12 protein-coding genes are annotated in these 20,133 nt (G+C 48.5%); 7 read left to right on the forward strand and 5 right to left on the reverse strand.

The genetic code is table 11. The features are described 5' to 3' along the window. Positions 1 to 137 precede the first annotated feature (137 nt). The 5 genes from DYH27_RS07535 to DYH27_RS07555 all read left to right on the forward strand — a co-directional run bounded on the left by DYH27_RS07535 (position 138) and on the right by DYH27_RS07555 (position 7,780). Positions 138 to 1,664: an endonuclease gene (locus tag DYH27_RS07535; protein ID WP_029754935.1), complete on the forward strand. Its 1,527-nt coding sequence runs from the start codon at positions 138 to 140 to the stop codon at positions 1,662 to 1,664. Positions 1,665 to 1,934: 270 nt separating this feature from the next. Beyond that, positions 1,935 to 3,080, forward strand: a complete 1,146-nt coding sequence (locus DYH27_RS07540; protein ID WP_025067106.1) for a hypothetical protein — start codon at positions 1,935 to 1,937, stop codon at positions 3,078 to 3,080. A gap of 377 nt (positions 3,081 to 3,457) precedes the next feature. After that, positions 3,458 to 5,419, forward strand: a complete 1,962-nt coding sequence (locus DYH27_RS07545; protein ID WP_025067105.1) for a DNA topoisomerase IV subunit B — start codon at positions 3,458 to 3,460, stop codon at positions 5,417 to 5,419. A gap of 207 nt (positions 5,420 to 5,626) precedes the next feature. After that, positions 5,627 to 6,010: a GxxExxY protein gene (locus DYH27_RS07550; RefSeq protein ID WP_025067104.1), complete on the forward strand. Its 384-nt coding sequence runs from the start codon at positions 5,627 to 5,629 to the stop codon at positions 6,008 to 6,010. A gap of 168 nt (positions 6,011 to 6,178) precedes the next feature. Next, entirely contained in the window at positions 6,179 to 7,780 is a 1,602-nt protein-coding gene (locus DYH27_RS07555; RefSeq protein WP_029754934.1) for a S41 family peptidase, read from the forward strand. Between the two features lie 1,011 nt (positions 7,781 to 8,791). On the opposite strand, the gene DYH27_RS07565 is transcribed toward DYH27_RS07555, so the two are convergent. From DYH27_RS07565 to DYH27_RS07575, 3 genes are all read right to left on the reverse strand, one after another. After that, a complete protein-coding gene (locus DYH27_RS07565) occupies positions 8,792 to 10,915 on the reverse strand; it encodes a S46 family peptidase (protein WP_025067101.1) in 2,124 nt (707 codons plus the stop codon). A 276-nt stretch (positions 10,916 to 11,191) separates the two neighbouring features. Beyond that, the gene (locus DYH27_RS07570) at positions 11,192 to 12,640 is read right to left on the reverse strand and encodes an oligosaccharide flippase family protein (RefSeq protein ID WP_025067100.1); all 1,449 of its coding nucleotides are present in this window, start codon (positions 12,638 to 12,640) and stop codon (positions 11,192 to 11,194) included. A gap of 70 nt (positions 12,641 to 12,710) precedes the next feature. Further along, entirely contained in the window at positions 12,711 to 13,937 is a 1,227-nt protein-coding gene (locus DYH27_RS07575) for a nucleoside recognition domain-containing protein (protein WP_013670811.1), read from the reverse strand. Between the two features lie 497 nt (positions 13,938 to 14,434). Between DYH27_RS07575 and DYH27_RS07585 the strand changes: the two genes are divergently transcribed. Further along, positions 14,435 to 14,893: a hypothetical protein gene (locus DYH27_RS07585; RefSeq protein ID WP_013670810.1), complete on the forward strand. Its 459-nt coding sequence runs from the start codon at positions 14,435 to 14,437 to the stop codon at positions 14,891 to 14,893. Between the two features lie 811 nt (positions 14,894 to 15,704). Continuing rightward, positions 15,705 to 18,005, forward strand: coding sequence for a TonB-dependent receptor (locus tag DYH27_RS07590; RefSeq protein WP_244595158.1), 2,301 nt, complete (start codon positions 15,705 to 15,707; stop codon positions 18,003 to 18,005). A 1,007-nt stretch (positions 18,006 to 19,012) separates the two neighbouring features. On the opposite strand, the gene DYH27_RS07600 is transcribed toward DYH27_RS07590, so the two are convergent. Both DYH27_RS07600 and DYH27_RS07605 read right to left on the reverse strand, forming a co-directional pair. Beyond that, positions 19,013 to 19,492, reverse strand: a complete 480-nt coding sequence (locus DYH27_RS07600) for a hypothetical protein (RefSeq protein ID WP_013670806.1) — start codon at positions 19,490 to 19,492, stop codon at positions 19,013 to 19,015. Then, the gene (locus DYH27_RS07605) at positions 19,482 to 19,994 is read right to left on the reverse strand and encodes an RNA polymerase sigma factor (protein ID WP_025067096.1); all 513 of its coding nucleotides are present in this window, start codon (positions 19,992 to 19,994) and stop codon (positions 19,482 to 19,484) included. Before DYH27_RS07605 ends, DYH27_RS07600 begins: the two co-directional genes overlap by 11 nt. Positions 19,995 to 20,133 lie beyond the last annotated feature (139 nt).

Genomic DNA, 20,133 nt, shown 5'->3' on the forward strand with positions numbered 1-20,133 from the left:
CATCCGCACCGTTGTTGACCTCTGTGAGAAACTCCCGGGCCTTTCATAGCGGTGTATGGACAGGTCTGTGTCTGTGTTTCAGCTAACTGGACAATAGATTTCTATGATAAATATTTACGATTAAAAACCTACAAACAATGAACAGGTATTTTAGGATGATCATCGCTGCTGCGCTGATCGGTGTCTCAACGTCTGCCAATGCCATCGACCGCAACGCATTGGCACAGTATGCTTCCTCACTGAAAGGACTGAAGAAGGAACAGCTGAAACAGAAACTGCACGAACTGATGAACGAGAAAACCGTGCTGAAGTATGGAAGTGGAAAGGGAAAAACCTGGGACGGCTTCTGGTACACCGACCGTGATTACAAGACCAATGCGTGCATCAACCGCTACAGCGAACACCAATTCACGTTCCCGAAAACCAATGAGGGCGGGTCTATCGAGGGCATGAACATAGAACATTCCTTCCCAAAAAGCTGGTGGGGAGGAAAGGTGACCCAGGCTTACTGCGACCTCTACAACCTTTATCCCTGCGAAGCTGCAACGAACCGCGACAAGAGCAACTACCCGATGGGAATCGTGACCGACGTGAAGAAGGCCGCGGCAAAGGGTTACACCAAGATCGGCAGAGGCAATGCCGGCGGCGAAGAACTGATGCTGTGGGAACCCGGCGACCGTTTCAAGGGTGAGTTCTCTCGCAGTTATATGTACATGGCCACCACCTACCAGGATTACGTGTGGGTCAAGACCGGTACCCAGAGCCTGGAACGGAATGACTGGCCGACACTGAAGCCGTGGGCTTACACGCTTTATCTCAAGTGGAGCCGCAAGGACCGTGTGGACAGCATGGAGATTGCCCGCAACAATGCGGCAGCCAAGATCCAGCACAACCGCAACCTTTACGTGGACTATCCGAATCTCTGCGAATACGTATGGGGCGACAGCATGGACGTGGCCTTCGACCCTTACCGGTCTGTCACGACCGCCTCGGATGATGACCGTTACACAGGTGCAGTCGTTCCAGACACACCCGATACCCCTGATACACCTGATACGCCGGACACGCCGCAGAGTATTACCTTTGTGAAGACAACGGCGATGCCGGAGTCGGGCAAGCGTTATCTGATGGTAGCAGAGGCTGACGGGCAGTGCTATGTCTGCACGAGTCTGGACCGGAAATATGGCTATCCGAAAGGTACAAAGATGGCAGAAGACAACGGGAAAATGGTTGCTTCCGAGGCAAAGATGATTCTCACCTTCGAGCAGGGAACAACCGGTTTCTACATCAAGGATGGCAACAACAAGTATTATGGACAGGAGGAGGAACACCAGACCATCCAATTCCTTGACGACAAGAACAAGGCCGTGGAATGGACGGTGGCACCGAAGGGGGACGGGACGTTCAGGATTACCACCTCTGCGAACCATATCATCCAGTACTCTAAATCGCACAAATCCTTCGGAGCCTATAAGACCGAGGATGGCAGCAAACCTTATCCGATGCTCTATGTGGAAGATAAGACAGCGGGAATCGCTGCATTGCGGACTGCTTCCGCCGGTGACGATGCGGTTTACAGCCTGCAGGGTGTACGCATACCGGCTGATGCACAGCTGGCTCCGGGCATCTATATCCGCGGCGGCAAGAAGTTTTTCGTCAGATAACCCGTCGTCTGACAGGAGACGGTATTGGAGTCAGGACAGGCGGATGTGTCTGTCCTGACTTGTTTTTTCATGTGCCTACATGGGCCGTAGCTCCCGCTTCCGGGAAAAACGGTTTGTGACATACAGGCGTGCCGTATGCCGCATGGCCTATGCCCGGGCAGCAGTCGGAATGATACTTGATAAAATACCGTTCAAGATTTGCGAATCTGTCTTTTTTTTAGTACTTTTGCACGTTTGAGACAAGGAAAATAACGAATTTAGAATAACATAATGTCATCAGTTCAGATAAAGAGAGTAGAGACAAAGAAAGACTTGAAGACTTTTATCGAGTTCCATTATGATCTCTACGAGGGCAATCCCTACGATGTGCCCAATCTCTACAGCGACGAGTTGAACACGCTGTCGAAAGACAGGAATGCGGCCTTTGACTTCTGCGAAGCTGAGTATTACCTTGCCATGAAGGATGGGAAGGTGGTCGGACGTGTGGCTGCCATCATCAACCACAAAGCCAACGAGAAGTGGAAGAAAAAGGACATACGCTTCGGCTGGATTGACTTCATCGACGACCTGGATGTGTCGTATGCCCTGTTCCAGGCCGTAGAGGACTATGGCAGGCAGAAGGGCATGGAGGATATCGTAGGACCGCTGGGCTTTACCGACATGGACCCCGAGGGTATGTTGACGTGGGGCTTTGACAGGCTCGGCACGATGGCGACCAGTTACAACTATGCGTATTATCCGCAGCACATGGAGCAGCTGGGCGGCTGGGTAAAAGACAACGACTATGTGGAGTATTATCTTGAAGTACCCGAAAAAGCTCCGGAGAAGTACACGAAGATTGCCGAGATGGTGGAGAAACGCTACAACCTCCATGTGCGCAAGCTGACAAAACGAGACATCTTCGAGGGGGGCTACGGCAAGAAACTCTTCGACCTGATCAATCTGACGTATGCGAATCTGTACGGATTCTCGGAGCTGAGCGACCGGCAGATAGACCAGTACATCAGGATGTACTTTCCTCTGGCCGACCTCAACCTCGTCACGGCTGTCGAGGACGGCAACAAGGACAACCAGCTGGTCGGCATCGCCATCACCATTCCCTCATTGAGCCGGGCACTGCAGAAATGCCGCCGCGGGCGGCTTCTCCCTTTCGGATGGTGGTATCTGCTGCGCGCCATCAAGTGGCACAAGACCGAGGCCGTGGACCTGCTTCTGATAGGTGTGCTGCCTGAATACCGGGCAAAAGGTGCCAACGCCCTTGTCTTTGCCGACCTCATCCCCCGCTATGTGAAGTATGGGTTCAAATGGGGGGAAACGCAGGTGGAGATGGAGAGCAACGGCAGCGTACAGAGCCAGTGGGGCCCGCTGGACCCCATCAACCATAAGAAACGCAGGTGTTACAGAAAGAGCCTGTAGGGTGACAGGTGTTGAGCAGTGGCTGTTGACGGTCAGAGGCCGGAGGTTCCAGCAGTTATGGAACAAAGGAGGAAACACATTCCCTTGAGGCAGTCAACGACTCTTTTATGGAGACTTCCAGGCCAATAGATCCGGGGCAGAGTATCATTACATTTCTGCTGTACGGCGGGAGGATTTTGACCATCAGGTCCTTTGCATTCCAAAGCAACTTGCAGAAGCAAGAAAATCCCTGCTACAGTCTTTCAATCTGAAGCCGGCCGATATATGGACAACTCGTCAACGCCCGGCGGCCGATATACGGACAACTCATCAACACACGACATCCACCACCTGGTATACAGACAACTCATCAACACTCAACATTCACCACCCAATATATGGACAATTCATCAATACTCAACACCCCACACCCCACACCCGTAGACTATACCGACGACAACATCCGGCATCTGTCGGACATGGAGCATGTACGCACCCGGCCGGGTATGTACATCGGCCGGCTGGGCGACGGAAAGCTGCCGGAAGACGGTATCTATGTGCTTTTGAAGGAAGTGATAGACAACTCAATCGATGAGTTCAAGATGAATGCCGGCGACCGGATCGAGATTGACGTGGAAGACAACCTGCGTGTCAGTGTCCGAGACTATGGTCGGGGGATTCCGCAGGGCAAGCTCGTCGAGGCTGTCTCGGTGTTGAACACCGGTGGCAAATACGATTCCAAGGCCTTCAAGAAGAGCGTCGGACTGAACGGTGTCGGTGTGAAAGCCGTCAATGCGCTCAGTTCCCATTTCGAGGTGAAGAGCTTCCGTGACGGCAAGGTACGTGAACTTTCGTTTGAGAAAGGCAACATCCGGAGCGACAAAACGAAGAAGTCTGCGGATGAGAACGGCACATACATCTACTTCGAACCGGACAATACACTCTTCAAGAACTACAGTTTCCATGATGACATCGTGGAGGAAATGCTCCGCAACTATACTTACCTGAATACGGGACTGACCATTATGTACAACGGACGGCGTATCCTCAGCCGGCATGGACTGAAGGACCTCCTGACGGACAACATGACTGTCGACCCGCTGTATCCCATCGTCCACATGAAAGGAGAGGATATAGAAATAGCCTTCACACACACCAACCAGTACGGTGAGGAGTATTATTCTTTCGTGAACGGTCAGCATACCACGCAGGGCGGCACGCACCAGACGGCCTTCAAAGAGCATATCGCGAGGACGATCAAGGAGTTCTTCGGCAAATATGAGTATGGCGACATCCGTAACGGACTGGTGGCGGCTATCGCCGTGAACGTGGAGGAACCGGTCTTCGAGTCGCAGACGAAGATCAAGCTCGGTTCTACCCAGATGGCACCCGACGGCGAATCCATCAACAAGTACGTGGGTGATTTCATCAAGACAAACGTCGACAATTATCTCCATATACACAAGGAAGACTTCACAGACATACTTGAAAACAAAATCAAGGAGACCGAACGGGAACGCAAGGCGATGGCCGGTGTGACGAAGCTGGCACGTGAACGTGCCAAGAAAGCCAACCTGCACAACCGCAAACTGCGCGACTGCCGTGTGCATTACTGCGATGTGAAGAACAACCGGAAAGAGGAAAGTTCCATCTTCATTACCGAGGGGGATTCGGCCAGCGGAAGCATCACCAAGAGCCGGGATGTCAACACCCAGGCGGTATTCTCGCTGCGTGGAAAGCCCCTCAACTCCTTCGGACTGACGAAGAAGGTGGTATATGAGAACGAGGAGTTCAACCTCCTTCAGGCTGCCCTTGACATCGAAGACGGCCTCGACTCACTGCGCTATAACAAGGTGATCGTGGCAACGGATGCTGATGTGGACGGCATGCACATCCGTCTGCTCATCATCACTTTCTTCCTGCAGTTCTTCCCCGAACTCATCAAGAAAGGGCACGTCTATGTCCTTCAGACCCCCCTCTTCCGTGTCCGTAACCGCCGGACGAAGATAAAAGACAAGCAGGTCATTGCCGATGCGGATGCCCACCGTGCCAAGAACGAGAAGAAGAACGATTTTATCACACGTTACTGCTACTCCGAGGAGGAGCGTCTGGCAGCCATCTCCGACCTCGGTCCTGAGCCTGAAATAACTCGATTCAAGGGCCTCGGTGAGATTTCACCTGATGAATTCGCCCATTTCATCGGTCCTGATATGCGCCTCGAACAGGTTACCTTGCACAAGAACGACCAGGTTTCCAAGCTCCTGGAATACTACATGGGCAAGAACACGATGGAGCGCCAGAACTTCATCATCGACAACCTCGTCATTGAGGAGGACCTGCCGGAGGAAAACGGAGAGTAAGTGCTTTTCTTTGAAAAAACGCATTAGAGGTAATCTTTTATGTGTGTAACAAGGCTCACACAGAGTCAAGGAGAACACGGAGAAGAGGAAATGACTTTAGCATAGTGGAAGATGGGGGATTGATGGGAGGATAAAGATGCAGAGACAACAAATAGCATCATACTTTCAAACGTCAATCTGTTTATAAACAATGACATAAAGAGGGGCATGGAAGAAATATCAGATGATTACACGTATCGGCTTTTAGCATGTGCTTACACTGTCCACTCTTTATTAGGCCCTGGACTATTAGAGAGTGTTTATGAGAAGGCGTTGACGTATGAACTGACACAGAATGGATTTAAAGTAGAAAGGCAGGTGCCTGTCGCAGTGCTATATAAAGGAATAGAACTTGGTGAAAGCTATCGTTTGGATTTGTTGATTGACGAAAAAGTCATCATTGAAATTAAGTCGGTGGTAGAGTTGCTACCAGTACATTTTAAGCAATTGCTGACTTATCTGAAGCTGCGGGAACTTAGATATGGATATTTGATAAACTTTGATGTCAATATGCTTAAGGATGGTATTCACAGAGTCCTGAATGGTTTTTAGTGATTACTCCTTAAACTCTCTTGGTGCTTTAGCACCTCTTTAGACTCTTGACCGTTTTCTACAAGAATCTGTCTTTTTCTCCCTCTGTGCTCTCCATGTCTCTGTGTGAAACCGCATTTGGAAGAATAGTGAATATAAGATGAAAGAACGTGATTTTATAAAGTTCAAATGATGAAAAAAGCTATTATTATATTATTAATGATGTCTCTGTTGCCTGTTATTGGTAAGGCACAGATTAGAGGTAATATTGGAAACGCTTCTCCATTGAGAAAGCTCCAGCTGGCGGAGATGGCGATAACGAACTTCTACGTGGACTCCGTGGACGAACAGAAGCTGGCGGAGGACGCCATCAGGGGCATGCTCGAGAAGCTCGACCCGCATTCCACCTATACCGATGCCAAGGAAACCAAGGCGATGAACGAACCGCTGCAGGGCGACTTCGAGGGAATCGGCGTACAGTTCAACATGATTGAAGACACTGTCGTCGTGCTCCAGCCCGTTGTCAACGGCCCATCCGAGAAAGTGGGAATCCTTGCCGGCGACCGTATCGTGAGCGTCAACGACACCGCCATAGCCGGTGTGAAGATGGCACGTATCGATATTATGAAGCGGCTGCGGGGCAAGAAAGGTACGAAAGTCAAGCTGGGTATCGTCCGCCGGGGCGTGAAAGGCGTACTGCCCTTCGTCGTCACACGTGCCAGGATTCCCGTACATACGCTCTATGCTGCCTATATGATCCGTCCCGGTGTGGGCTATGTGCGCCTGGAGAGCTTCGGCATGAAGACACACGACGAATTCATGAATGCTGTTGACTCACTGCAGAAGAATGGCATGAAAAGCCTTATCCTCGACCTCCAGGACAATGGCGGCGGCTTCCTGCAGTCGGCTGTTCAGATTGCCAATGAGTTCCTGAAAGACCGTGACATGATCGTCTATACCGAGGGACGCCGCTCCCGCAGGCATAACTATCAGGCTATAGGTAACGGCCGGCTGCAGAAGATCAAGGTCTATGTCCTGGTAAACGAACTGTCTGCATCAGCTGCCGAGATCGTGACAGGTGCCATCCAGGACAATGACCGGGGAACGGTCATCGGACGCAGGACCTTCGGAAAGGGGCTTGTACAGCGGCCGCTCGACCTCCCCGACGGCAGCATGATCCGGCTGACCATCGCCCATTACTACACCCCCAGCGGCCGTTGCATCCAGAAGCCTTACCGGAAAGGCGACCTGAAGGACTATGAGATGGACCTTGAAAACCGCCTGAAGCATGGCGAGCTGTTCCATCCGGACAGCATCCATTTTGCTGACTCGCTGAAGTATTACACCCTCCGTGATCATCGTGTCGTATATGGCGGAGGCGGCATCATGCCCGACTGTTTCGTACCGTTGGATACGACCCGGCTGACCCGTTACCATCGTCTCCTCTCCGCAAAGAGCATCATCATCAATGCCTATCTGAAGTATGCTGATGCCAATCGCACCGCACTGAAGGCCCGATACAAGTCGTTTGACGCATTCAACAGGGACTATGCGACACCGCAGTCATTGCTTGACGCAATTGTCGCCGAGGGGAAGAAAGAGAAGGTAGAGCCGAAGAACGAGACCGAGCTAAAGACGACGCTTCCTTACCTCAGCCATCAGCTGAAGGCGCTCGTAGCCCGCGACCTTTGGGAGATGAACGAGTACTTCCGTGTATGGAACGAGCAGAGCGACATCGTCAACAAAGCTGTGGAGCTTGCAACGGGCAGTCGACGGCCCGTAGCCTTCTGACAACAGAAACCTTCTGAGAAATACAGGGGTACGCAGTCTGTGTGTCCGCCAAGAAAGAACCGAGGCGGTCATACGGGCTGTGTACCCCTTTTTCAGTCATGAAATATCCTTACAAAAACTCTCATTGTCACTGTCCAAGGCAGCGGTAAGCCCGGTCTTGTTTCCAATCCCTAATCTCCACACAGTCAGACCGTTATAAGCAGGCAAACGAAAAGAGGCCTGATTGGACTTCAATTAAGCCTTGGCCGGCCTTCAACTAAGCACCTTTTGAACCCCAGTCAAGGCTTAACAGGAACGCTGTTAGGCATCAGTACTTTCGACAATGGTATTTTTTATTACAATTCACTCATGGAAACGCTTGTCCAAAGAACTTTCCTTCCTTTTTTGTCTATCGCATCACGAACTTTATAAGGACTGTTCGTGGAGAAGTCGGAGAAATGTCCTGCCAGCTCTCGGCTGCAACCGATTCTTCTCCTCCTGTGTGTTTCTCCACTGCCACGGTGCCGTCCCTTCGGCCGTGAAGAGATGGAAAAAGCAGCTGACAGAAGAACATCCACAGGGCAACACCAGCTCTGCGATGCTTGCCCGAAGGCTTTTCCGCAAGCATCTGCTCAGCTTCATTCTGTTGCAGTTGGGACAGCCGGCCGCCAAAGGGCATATCCAGTCCCTGTTGATGTGTTGCGGAAGACAAGTACGGCCGGTATGCAGCCGACCTGCCACTTCGCCAAGTTCCAGCCGGTTTTCCATGTGCCGCTTCTCTCCTATCCACTTCCGGATGAATGTAGCTTTCGGATTATTCTCAAGGGGCAGCAGCTTACATTCGTGAGAACAAAACAAAGCAGTGCGGAGCAACGGCCTGTCTTCCGGTACTGTACAGTACAGCACAGCCCCGTCGAGGCAGAGACTGCCGGGACAGGGCTGTGCTGTCTGTCGTAAGTTTATAAGCCGGCCCTTGGATCGGTGCGGGCCTATGATGGTCTTTCGTCTTCCCCAAGTCTGGGGAGTAATCCTTTACTGCGGATTGATCTCCTTCAGCAGCCGGTCTGCGTGTCCCCACTTGTCCATCATATAGAGGACAAAACGGATGTCAACACCGATACAACGGGCAAGGTTACGGTCGAAGTTGATGTCACTTGAAAGACTGTCCCAGTTGCCGTCGAAAGCAAGACCGATGAGACGTCCCTTGCCGTCGAACATCGGTGAGCCGGAGTTTCCGCCGGTAATATCGTTGTTGGTAAGGAAGCAGAGCTGCATCTTTCCGGTTGTCTTGTCAGCGTAACGACCGAAGTCCTTGACGCTCATCAGCTCCTTCATGACTGGTTCTGCCTGATAATCTTCAACCTTTGCGCCACGGTTCATCTTCTCGACAATGCTCTCGGCTGTCGTATAATAGTTGCTGTTGAAGCCACCGATCATATAGCCCCCAACCTGTCCGTAAGAGAGACGCATTGTGAAATTGGCATCGCTGTAATGGGGCATATCCATCTCCATCTGTACCTTTGCCTCACAGAGTTTCTTCTCTTCACTCTCGATGGATTCTTCCTTTTCTGACAGGTCTGCCATGATTGCCTGGTAGACCATGATAAGCTGAATACCCAGCTGTATGCCCGGGTCCTTGAGGTTCTTCTCATCGTTATAGAATTTATGCCCCTTTGTCAGCAGCTTGCTGTTGGCATACACCCAGTCAGTGTACTTCTTGTAGTTGTTGCCGAACTTGTCCTTGATAGTCTTGTAGAAATCAGGAAGATACCTGGCCGGCACATGGCCGGCGTAGTTCTTCAGCATGGCCGCTGTCATTTCCTTGTCGAGTGCCAGATTCCATTCATCGCTGTTGTCCTTGAACTGCATATACTGTTTCTTGGGATCGCCTTTCGGTCCTTGCAGCTCGATGGCTCCGCGCGAAAGGTCGAAGGTTCTTTGGAGAAACTCCGATGTCCTCCAGAACGATTCGTTCCAATAGGCTTGGGCTAATGCCGGTTCCCTGCTTGTCTCATAGAGTTTACCCAGCTTGGCGAAGTCTACGCTTACAGCCGGGTCTTTCACGGTTTTGGCATCAAGCCACTTCTGTATCTTCGCTTCGTATTCCGCCTTCTGCCGGATAAGACCGATGGAGTCGATACATTTGTTCATACCCATCGAGTTCTTCCAGTAGTTGGCAGAGCCGACATACTTGTTCTCATACTGGATGCGGGTCTTTTCATTCTGGTCCATGTATTTCTTCATGATGGCGAGCTTGATGTCACGCACCTGTACACGGGTCGTATTGTCGATGTCACGACGCCGCTGTATACCGTAGGACGACAGATAGCGACTGGTCGAACCAGGATAACCCACGGTCATGGCAAAGTCCTTGTCCTTGTAGCCTTCAAGGCTTACCGGCGCCCAGTGAGCAGGATGGTAAGGTACATTGTCTTTTGAGTAGGCCGCCGGTCCGTTGGTCTTGGGGTCGGCATAGATGCGGAAGACGGAGAAGTCGCAGGTCTGCCGCGGCCACATCCAGTTGTCCGTCTCACCGCCGAATTTTCCCATGCTCTTGGGCACGGTGAACACCAGCCGGACATCAGGGAAGTCCTGATAGGTCGTTGCGTAATACTTGTTTCCCTCGTAGAACGGGTCAATGGTCACGTGTAAGGTCTTGTCAATCGCCTTTACGGAGTCGGTCATGTGGTTCGTCAGAGAGTCGATGGCGGCCTCTGTCTGTTCGGCATTCTTGCCTGCAATGAGTCGATTGACACGGTCCGTGATGTCCTGCTGGTTCTTCATGAACGACACGAACATATTTTCATTGGGCAGTTCCTCGACGTAGTTTCTGGCATAGAATCCGTCCTTCATGTAGTCGTGTTCAACGGTGGAATGGGCATTTATCGCACTGAAGCCACAGTGATGGTTGGTGAACACAAGTCCATCCGGCGACACGACGACACCCGAGCAGAATCCTGAAAAGTTGACAACGTAATTGCTGATGGCATCGGGTGAGTTGTAAAGCATGTCGCAAGGCAGCTGGAATCCCTCGGCAACCATTTGTTCGTAGACCGCATCAGGGAGGTTGTAGAGCGTCCACATACCTTCATCGGCATGCATGGATGTGCTTCCCCATGCGAGAAGTCCGGCGATAAGCAAAGCTGATTTCTTCATATTCGTATTATTTGTTGAATGATATATTTATACTGCTTTCCTGGGAGTTCAAGAAGTCGGAGGGGGAAGGGGAATATGTTTTGGCAGTCGGAGGTTTTTGACAGACGGTGTCGTCGGCTGCGTTCTTTTTCCTCTCCATTCCTTCAGAAGCCGTCTTCGGCATCCTTCAGGAAATTTTCTTCGGTGTCCGTTAAAATCTTCTCCTGTGTCGTTTGGAGCCGCCGTCCCCTAGCTTCCTTTATCGGCTTCTGCTGTTTCTCCGACTGCAGAAAGCTACTATTTTGATATGCGTCGGCATAATTGTGCCAAAGGCAGGTCGTGATAGACGATATGTGCAATGAAGAGGATGATGACCAGCGTGTTGACACCCAATGCTGCCGGGACTGAAAGGTTGGCGTTGCTGTAAGCGATAATGGCGAAAAACAGTCCGCCTATCAGTACGTAAGTAAAGATACTCTTCAGCGGATAGTCTATCGGATACTTGCGCTGGCCGACGAGATACGACAATACCATTGCCGTTGCATTGCCCAGGAAGCCGGCCCATGCGCAGGCGATGTAGCCGTAGTGCGGTACGAAAATCACGTTGATGCCGATGATTACGGCACAGCCGATTCCCGAGAAGTAGGCCCCCCAGATGGTCCTGTCGATGAGCTTGTACCAGAAACTGAGGTTGAAATAAACACCCGTCATGATGCCGCCCGCCATCACGACAGGAACGACCCGCAGTCCTACCCAGTAGTCCCGGCCGATGATATGGCGCAGAACATCCATGTACCCCATTACCACCAGGAACGCCAGCAGCGTGAAGATGATGAAGAACTTCATGGCGCGGGCATAGGTCTCCTTGTTGTCTTTGTCGCGTGCCTTGCCAAAGACGAACGGCTCATAGGCATATCGGAAGGCCTGTGTAATCATCGACATGATCATGGCGATCTTGCTCGCTGCACCGAAGATACCGAGCTGTGCGTGTGCATCGTTTCCCTTGTAGACGTAGGGGAAGAGGATGTAGCCTGCCGTCTGGTTCAGTATTCCGGCAATGCCCAGGATAAGAATCGGCCAGGAATACGACAGCATCTTCTTCGCCAAAGGCATATCAAGCAGCTTCCCGCCTGCAAAGAAACCTTCTTTCAGTTCTCTCCAGAAGCAGAAGGTGATGGTTCCCGTGCAGACAAGGTTGATGTAGAAGGCGTAACCCACCTCATGTCCGCCGAGAACAAGATAGTAGACAAGGTTCAGGACGATGTTCAGAGCGATGAACAGCAGCTTGAATGCCGCAAACTTTATCGGACGCTTCTTGTACCGGAGGTAGGCAAAAGGAATGCACTGGAAGGCGTCAATCGCCACCGTAACCGCCATTACCCATACATAAGAGGGGTGCGCCGAGTAGCCCATGAAACTGCAGATGGGTTGCAGGAAGACGAAAACCATTGCAATGAACAGCAGTGACGACAGTCCTACCATCGACAGGACAGTGGAATAAACCTTCTGTGGATTCTGGTCCGTCTTGTTGGCATAACGGAAGAAAGTGGTCTCCATGCCGTAGGTCAGGATGACGAGCAGCAGAGCTGTATAGGCATAGATATTCGTAATGACACCGTAACCACCGCTCGCCGCACTGATCTTTGCTGTATAGAGGGGGACGAGAAGATAGTTCAGAAACCTTCCGATGATACTGCTCATACCGTAGATGGCAGTGTCCTTTGCAAGTGATTTTAAATTTGCCATTGTCGCTTTGTTATTGGGCTTATTACCGCTTATATTGCCTGTTATCGCCTGGTTACCGTCCTGTCGTCATCTAAAAGAAAACATAGCAGACGGCTATTGCGGCAATCACGCCGGCCAGGTCCGCCAGCAGTCCGCACGCTACAGCGTGTCTTGTGTACTTCACGCTGATGCTGCCGAAGTAAACAGCCAGAACGTAGAAAGTCGTGTCCGTCGAGCCCTGGAAGATACAGCTGAGCCGGCCGACGAACGAGTCGGGGCCGTAGCTCTTCATGGCTTCCAGCATCAGTCCGCGTGCCCCGCTGCCCGACAGCGGCTTCATGAAGGCAGTCGGCAGCGCACCGACGAAATCGGTATTCAGTCCGCATTGCCCCACACACCACTGTATTCCCTTTATCAGCAGGTCCATTGCACCCGATGCACGGAATACTCCCACTGCCACGAGGATGGCAACCAGATAGGGAATGATGCGCACAGCCGTAGAGAACCCTTCTTTGGCTCCCTCTATGAAAGCGTCATAGACGTTTACTCTCCGCAGCAGTCCGGCACCGATGAAAAGGACGATGATCGACATGAGGATAAGATTGGAGGCAACGGAGGTCACCGTACCCATCGTCTGCTTGTCCATCTGTCCGAATCCCCAGATCACCAGACCCACGAAAGCCGTCAGCCCCACAAGGGCGGCAAGCAGAGCAGGCTGGAAGATATTGATGCGCTGCCAGCCGGCCGTGATGATGATTCCGGCAAGCGTTGCGACGGTCGTCGCAAGCAGGATGGGGATGAACACATCCGTCGGCTGGGCAGCTCCGTACGAGCTCCGGAAGGCAAGGATGGTCGTCGGGATGATGGTCAGCCCTGACGTATTCAGCACCAGGAACATGATCATCGGATTCGTTGCCGTGTCTTTCCTCGGATTCAGCTCCTGCATCTGTGCCATGGCCTTCAGTCCGGTAGGCGTGGCCGCATTGTCAAGTCCCAGCATGTTCGATGCGATATTCATGAAGATGGACCCCATGACAGGGTGATTCCTCGGGATGTCAGGGAAAAGTCTGGTGAAAAGAGGACTGAGTATCCGTGCCAGCACGTTTACGACACCTGCCTTCTCACCGATTTTCATGATGCCCAGCCAAAGTGCCAGCACTCCGGTAAGTCCCAATGATGTCTCGAAGGCGGTCTTGGACGAATCAAAGGTCGCATCCACCATCTTCTGGAAGATCGTCGTGTCACCCGTCAGCAGAGAGATGATTCCGAAGACGAAGGCAATGAGGAAGAATGCTATCCAAATGTAGTTCAGTACCATTCAGTTTGTCTGTTACAGCTGTTCATTGTTTGATTGTTTTCAGGGGCGGGGACGGACAGCCCCGCAGAAGGTACCATTCTTTCCCATTGCAAATTTAGATAAAATTCCCGAACTATAATCCAGTCGGATAAAGAAAATGCTTTTTCTTTAAAGGAAAGACAATCCATTCTGTGTGTGAACCCGTAGTAAAATAAATGAAAAAGACAGACAGACACTTCCTGTTCCGTGCTATCCAACCGTGGGAAAACGCACGAGGCGTATCCTATTGAGTTTTTTTCAAAATCAGGGAAAATTGGCCATCATTTCCCGTTTTTGTCGATGATAACCCTATACCACATATACCATTTAATCTTTTTAACGTACGAAACAAACTGTTTATTCCATGAAGTTTTTAACTTTGCAACCAAGAGTTTTCGGAATAGCGTATTGTCTGTATTCCGATTGCGCACATCAGGTTTATTCCACTTGCAAAGAACAATACAGTAACAGCAGACCATATGGGTATATTTGACTTCTTCAAGAAAAACAGGCATAAGGAATGCCGGAACAATCAGCACACGACAGAGGTGATGGAGGATGAAGAGGAGGAGGCAGACTTGTGGGCCCAGGCTTATATGGCAAAACCGCATTGCTATACGAAGGAGGGGAAGAAGCCCATCCTGAGTTTTGTCGTGACGGAGGGGATAAACACCATTCTGCCGATGTACCCCAACGAGCTGTACAGGAAAGGTAAAAACGGATTCGCCGACATACGCCTCATTTTTGTCAGCACGTCCCGGAAAGGAGAGCCTGTCGATCTTCCTTTCTTCCACTGTGTCCCCGCACTTTCCAACTATGCACTGGACATCAGAGAACCGAACGTATTGATCAGAGGACTGAACGCGCTGGAAATGGGGGAGATTATATCAGGTGTCAGACATACGCTGGCGTGCTGTCCTGAAAGAGAGAAAGTATAGCCGCCTCCCTGTACATCCCATACAGAACCACCGGGACACAGCTCCCCCGCTTTCATCCCCCATTCCGGAAGGAGAGCGATAAAACCTGCCGAAATGTGAAGACTTGTCCCTTGTGTGTGCCGTAATGTCACTGACAAGACCCTTCAGCAGACTGACTATCCTCAAACATAAGTTTTAATTTCGTTTGCCGTCATTTTAACATTTCTCACCAACCCACTGTATATAAGCACTTTAATTATTGAACAAGTGTGACGGGAGTGACAGGAAAAGCCGTTTTGAGTCCATTGCCTAAAGTGAACCAATCACACATACAGAAGAACCGGCCCCTCCATAAAATGCGTAGATGAGGTTCTTTGATGTTTATGGGATGTCAAAGGATTTGCATCACCTATCAATCTATGCAACATTGATTTACAGTTGGTTGAGAAACAGGTGCGTGACGTTTTGGAAGGCGAGCACAGACCTTCCCATAGTGTTAGCAGTCATATAAATCTATCCCTTTAACGGAAAAACCCTAAATAAGCGACATATTTAGTCATATTTATAATTAAATTCGACTTTACATTGAAGTATAATCTCTTTAAGAACTTCCGTAACCGCATCTGGTTTGTCTAACTCCTCAAGTTAGTTCTTTAATTGTGGAATGTTGATAATTTCCTCTATACAATCAAGGTGGTCATCAACAGCTTTTTGCACAATATATGTTTTAAATATTATTTATCGATACGGTTTTGTGAAAAATAACTTGTAAAACGTGGTATTCACCAAAAGAATGTGTAAATTTGGAGCGTTTATATAATGTAATACAAATATGGCAAAAAAACAGTATATATGTATGTCATTTCTGTTCTTTGCAACCCTTCCTTTATTTGGGCAAGTTGTAGATGGATATGTATTCGATGAAATAGATTCTACTGCCATTGCTAATGTGTTGGTAAAAGTCGACAATAATAGCGAGTTGTTTGCTTTAACAGATAGCCATGGCTACTTTAAATTAGATAGTGTTGCATTGAAAGATAGCCACATTATTTCTATGAGTCATGTATCTTTTAATTCTCTCACAACAAAATTAACAAGTAATGGGACAACATATTATCTTAAGCCCAAATATGAGATGCTGAATGAGGTTGTGGTTGAAAGTAACTGGATATACAGGAAAGATGGAATGGTCGTTGTCGATTTTGGAAAAATGAAGATGGAACAAAATTTGCAATTGTCAGATGCATTACGTCATATCCCAGGAATTGTTAAGAACTCTAATGGAAATTATTCTTTGGGTGGGAAAAATGCAGTCATATATGTAAATAATGTAAAGCAAAATATTTCACCACAATCATTGGAGGCTTTTCTGGAGAGTTTACCTGCAAATATTGTTGCAAATATAGAACTGACTTTTGTCAATTCAGGGAAATATAGTGCATCCACCGAGGCTGTTATAAATATTAATACTAAAAGCAATATACCCCTGGGTCAGTCAGTACAACCATATGCTTTTACTTCAATTTTCCCACATGGAATGTATGATTCTGGTGGAAATATTTTTTATATGGTAAAGAAAAGTAGATGGCTTTATAATGGCACGCTTTCATTTGCAAACGAAAGAATATACAAGTCATCTACAGATAGCTTGTCGTATAATGGTCTCAAAATCCTTGATGACCATAATTTCAGCGATGGCAGAAATAATGTGTTTACATATAGAGGAAGTACAATTTATGAGTTTACAAACAAATCCAAATTAAGTCTTAATGCGTTTGTATATTACGATAAAGGCAGTGCCGATTTAATTTGGAACAATTATAACATCAATCAATATACTGCGAACAAACATGCCCATAGTGACCTTTATAATATTTCATTGTCATATACTTTGCCTTCTATCAACAAAAGGACAAATGGCCATTTGACATATTCCTTTTCATATGGAAAGGACAACTCTAAATTTGATTACCAGACAAAAGGAGAGGTATACAAGAGTTCAGACTTGAGGATGAGTGGATATATGAATACATTTAATATAGATTTAAACTCAGAAGTAAAATCATTTTTATTCTCTTATGGGCTACAGGTGGACTATAATAAAGTGAAAGATCATGTTATCTATTCACATGTAAACATGAATAGAAATGATGTTGACGAATCATTTTCTGGTCATGAAGTACTAACAGGTTTATATGCGCAAGCAAGATATACATTTTCTAAGCGAGTATCTACACGTCTTGGTTTCCGAATGGAGAATACACAATATACATATTCCTCTACTACTAACAACAACAGCAATCATTATGTCAATTTCTTTCCATCCTTGTTGACGTATATTAATATGAACAATTATAATTCGATTATTGGTATTGTCTCAAATATAAACAGGCCTAAATATTCATGGATGGTGTATGGAGAAAGACAGGCAAATGATATGGTATCTGTGTATGGTAATCGAGATTTGAAACCAAATAAAGCATACGGCTTTGTTATTTATAACACACTATTTAAATATATGAATCTTAATTTTTCATATATACTAACATATGACTTCATTGGAAATGTTTTTTCCTCAAATGGTAAACATTTGTCTAGTACCTATCAGAATATTGCAGATCTACAGACGTTTAAGACAAATATAGTCATACCGTATCGTTTTGCAGACAAGAAAATTATGGGGCAATTCCAGTTCAACCTCGCTTATGATAAGCTATATAATTTTAAAAACCAATTTTCATTGCCTGTTAATCGAAAGTGTTCGTATGTTAATTATAACATTCATTCTAATATAAGTTACTCTCCAGCAAGTAGGATTTACTTATCAATAGATGGAAATTATTATCCAACATATAAATCCTCTTTAATGAATGCGGCAGCAAATGGCTCTTTAGATTTTGAGCTACAATATATGATGCTAAAAGAAAAGAATCTTCAGCTTAGATTGACTCTTAATGATGTATTTGCAAGAGATGCTAAAAGAGTATTCTATTATGTTGATGGTCAATATTCCTCTTATCAACGGCACATTGGACCAATATTCAGATTGTCGCTTAAATATGTATTCAATAAAGGCCAAAGAGTCGTAGATGAATATCGAGATTACACTCCATCCAACGGCCGATTAAGATAATAAGTCTTTCAGTTTCACATACTGTCAAATTAAAAACGATTTAAACTATAGAGCCGATTTTGTCCTGCTATCATTTTAATATTTTTCATCAGTTCCCTGTATATAAACATCTCATTAATTAGGGAAGCGTGACGGAAGTGACAGGAAAAGTCGTCTTAAAAGCGCATGTTTTGTCCATAAAAATTACTTTTGTTTTATCAGGAGGATGTGAGGAGACAATCTGTTCGGAAACGGAAGGGGGAACGAATGAAACCGGAAAACGAACAGGGCTCAAGAGAGGTAGCAAATCACTTATAGACAGACACATAGGAATCTTACAGGAAAAGGTGCCTGACAACATTCTAAGAGGGCGTTAGTTGGCTTGCAACTAACGCCCTCTTGGGATGCTAACGGGCGTTAGTTGGAACATAGGTGACGGCCGGTTGGGGTCCAGGGGCAGGTCATCCCCATTCCTGGTAGGTTTCTTCAGTAAGAGAACAGGGGATTTTCATCTGCAAAATGTAAAATACTTTCAAATCTGTAAAGAAGCTGTCCGGTTTCCATTCCGCCTCTGACAGGCACCGGTAGCACACGTCAACAGGTCGCCGCCCCTGCACCGCCGGCGCTTTCTTGTGATGCAGCATTCCCTCCCCCGCCTTTCCATCCCATTGTACAAGACACTCCATGGCATTCGGACTGCCTTGGGAATCTGAGAAAGCAGAAAGCCGGAGTCCCTGCATCTGCAGACCGTTGCGATGAAACCGACCGGACTCTTCGTGTTTCTGTGTTTTCATGCGAAAGGACAGCACACCGCATCCCGCTCTACAGCCTGCCATTACCGCCTGCCAGCCCGTCCGCCGGACCAGAGAGAGAACCCCTTGAGAGGGGAAAAGAAAAAACCGACACCCACGTGGAGCATCGGTTCTTCTACATTAGTATGTTATGAAAAATTTGAGAGAATTGAGACTTCACAGCCTCTGCTTGTTTAACTAAAAATGATTATTATAGAGAAAGCATAGAAATTGTCTTTACTTTGTGAGGGTAGACACAGGACTCTGTATCTTGTGCTGCAAGGTGTCTCCCTTCACGGAGTCGGCCTTGGCAACGGACGGCCCTTCCTGCGGTTTTTCCACCGCCGCTGTAGCCGGGACAGCCTGCCGGCCGTCTCCATCGGAGAAAGCCACCTGCATGGCATTGCCCAATGTGAGGAAGATGGCCACAACGGCAGCCGCCTTGAAGAGCGGCATAAACCGCTGGCGCATGGTTATGACGCGCGCCTTGACAGGTTCTTCCTCCTCGATGCGGCCCAGGACTTTGCGGTCAAAGTCATCTCCCAACACCTCCTCCGTCTTCTCGCTCTGTGCATAGGCAAACAGATGACGATAAGGCAGCAAGGCGGCTGGAATGTCCTCCTGAGAGAAGAACATACGGAGAATCTCCTCCTCCTGGAGAGATGTCTCGCATCGCCAGTAGCGTTCCAGTAATTGCTCGATGTACTTATAATCCATAATTGTCTAATTTCAAATATTTCTGTTTGACCGTCTGCCGTGCCCGGAAGATATTGACTTTTACCTGCTCTTCGCTGATGTCAAGGACACTGGCTATTTCCTTGTAGGTCTTCCCTTCGAAGTCTCTCAGCTGCATGCAGCTCCGTTGCTTCTCGGGGAGTCCGTCTACAATCTGTCTGATGAGGCGGACTTTGTCCGTCTGGATCATGCGGTCCTGCGGATTGGATGAAGCGAGGGGCTCGGCAGCCTTCACATCTTCGAGGGAGTCGTTGTCGTTCCCTTTCTTCTTGATGCGGTCGAGCGACAGATTCCGGCAAACCGTCAGGCTGAAAGCCTCGATGGAGTCGATGGCATTCCATTCTTCCCTGCGGTTCCATACCTTTATCAGTGTGTCCTGCACGATGTCCTCGGCTTCCGCTCTGTTGAGCGTGATACGGAGTGCGAGCCGGAAAAGTTCGTTCTTCAACGGCAACACATCGTTACGGAAACTGACTTTCTTCATCTTCTCTCTGTATATATGACGATTATGGATGGGGATAAGTTACAGGGGACGGACGGGAAAGCCGATGTTTAACTTTCGTTAAGTTATCGGCTGCGCTTTGCTCCCCCTGCTTCCTGCCGCCTTCCGTTCCCTTGCGGCA

Source organism: Prevotella denticola, from assembly GCF_900454835.1.
GTDB classification, from domain to species: domain Bacteria; phylum Bacteroidota; class Bacteroidia; order Bacteroidales; family Bacteroidaceae; genus Prevotella; species Prevotella denticola.

Bases quoted from the DNA above. Each gene is read 5' to 3' on its own strand.
- DYH27_RS07575 (WP_013670811.1), bottom strand. From the start codon at position 13,937: ATGGTACTGAACTACATTTGGATAGCATTCTTCCTCATTGCCTTCGTC.
- DYH27_RS07555 (WP_029754934.1), top strand. From the start codon at position 6,179: ATGATGAAAAAAGCTATTATTATATTATTAATGATGTCTCTGTTGCCT.
- DYH27_RS07570 (WP_025067100.1), bottom strand. From the start codon at position 12,640: ATGGCAAATTTAAAATCACTTGCAAAGGACACTGCCATCTACGGTATG.
- DYH27_RS07535 (WP_029754935.1), top strand. From the start codon at position 138: ATGAACAGGTATTTTAGGATGATCATCGCTGCTGCGCTGATCGGTGTC.
- DYH27_RS07540 (WP_025067106.1), top strand. From the start codon at position 1,935: ATGTCATCAGTTCAGATAAAGAGAGTAGAGACAAAGAAAGACTTGAAG.
- DYH27_RS07545 (WP_025067105.1), top strand. From the start codon at position 3,458: ATGGACAATTCATCAATACTCAACACCCCACACCCCACACCCGTAGAC.
- DYH27_RS07585 (WP_013670810.1), top strand. From the start codon at position 14,435: ATGGGTATATTTGACTTCTTCAAGAAAAACAGGCATAAGGAATGCCGG.
- DYH27_RS07565 (WP_025067101.1), bottom strand. From the start codon at position 10,915: ATGAAGAAATCAGCTTTGCTTATCGCCGGACTTCTCGCATGGGGAAGC.
- DYH27_RS07550 (WP_025067104.1), top strand. From the start codon at position 5,627: ATGGAAGAAATATCAGATGATTACACGTATCGGCTTTTAGCATGTGCT.
- DYH27_RS07605 (WP_025067096.1), bottom strand. From the start codon at position 19,994: ATGAAGAAAGTCAGTTTCCGTAACGATGTGTTGCCGTTGAAGAACGAA.
- DYH27_RS07590 (WP_244595158.1), top strand. From the start codon at position 15,705: ATGGCAAAAAAACAGTATATATGTATGTCATTTCTGTTCTTTGCAACC.
- DYH27_RS07600 (WP_013670806.1), bottom strand. From the start codon at position 19,492: ATGGATTATAAGTACATCGAGCAATTACTGGAACGCTACTGGCGATGC.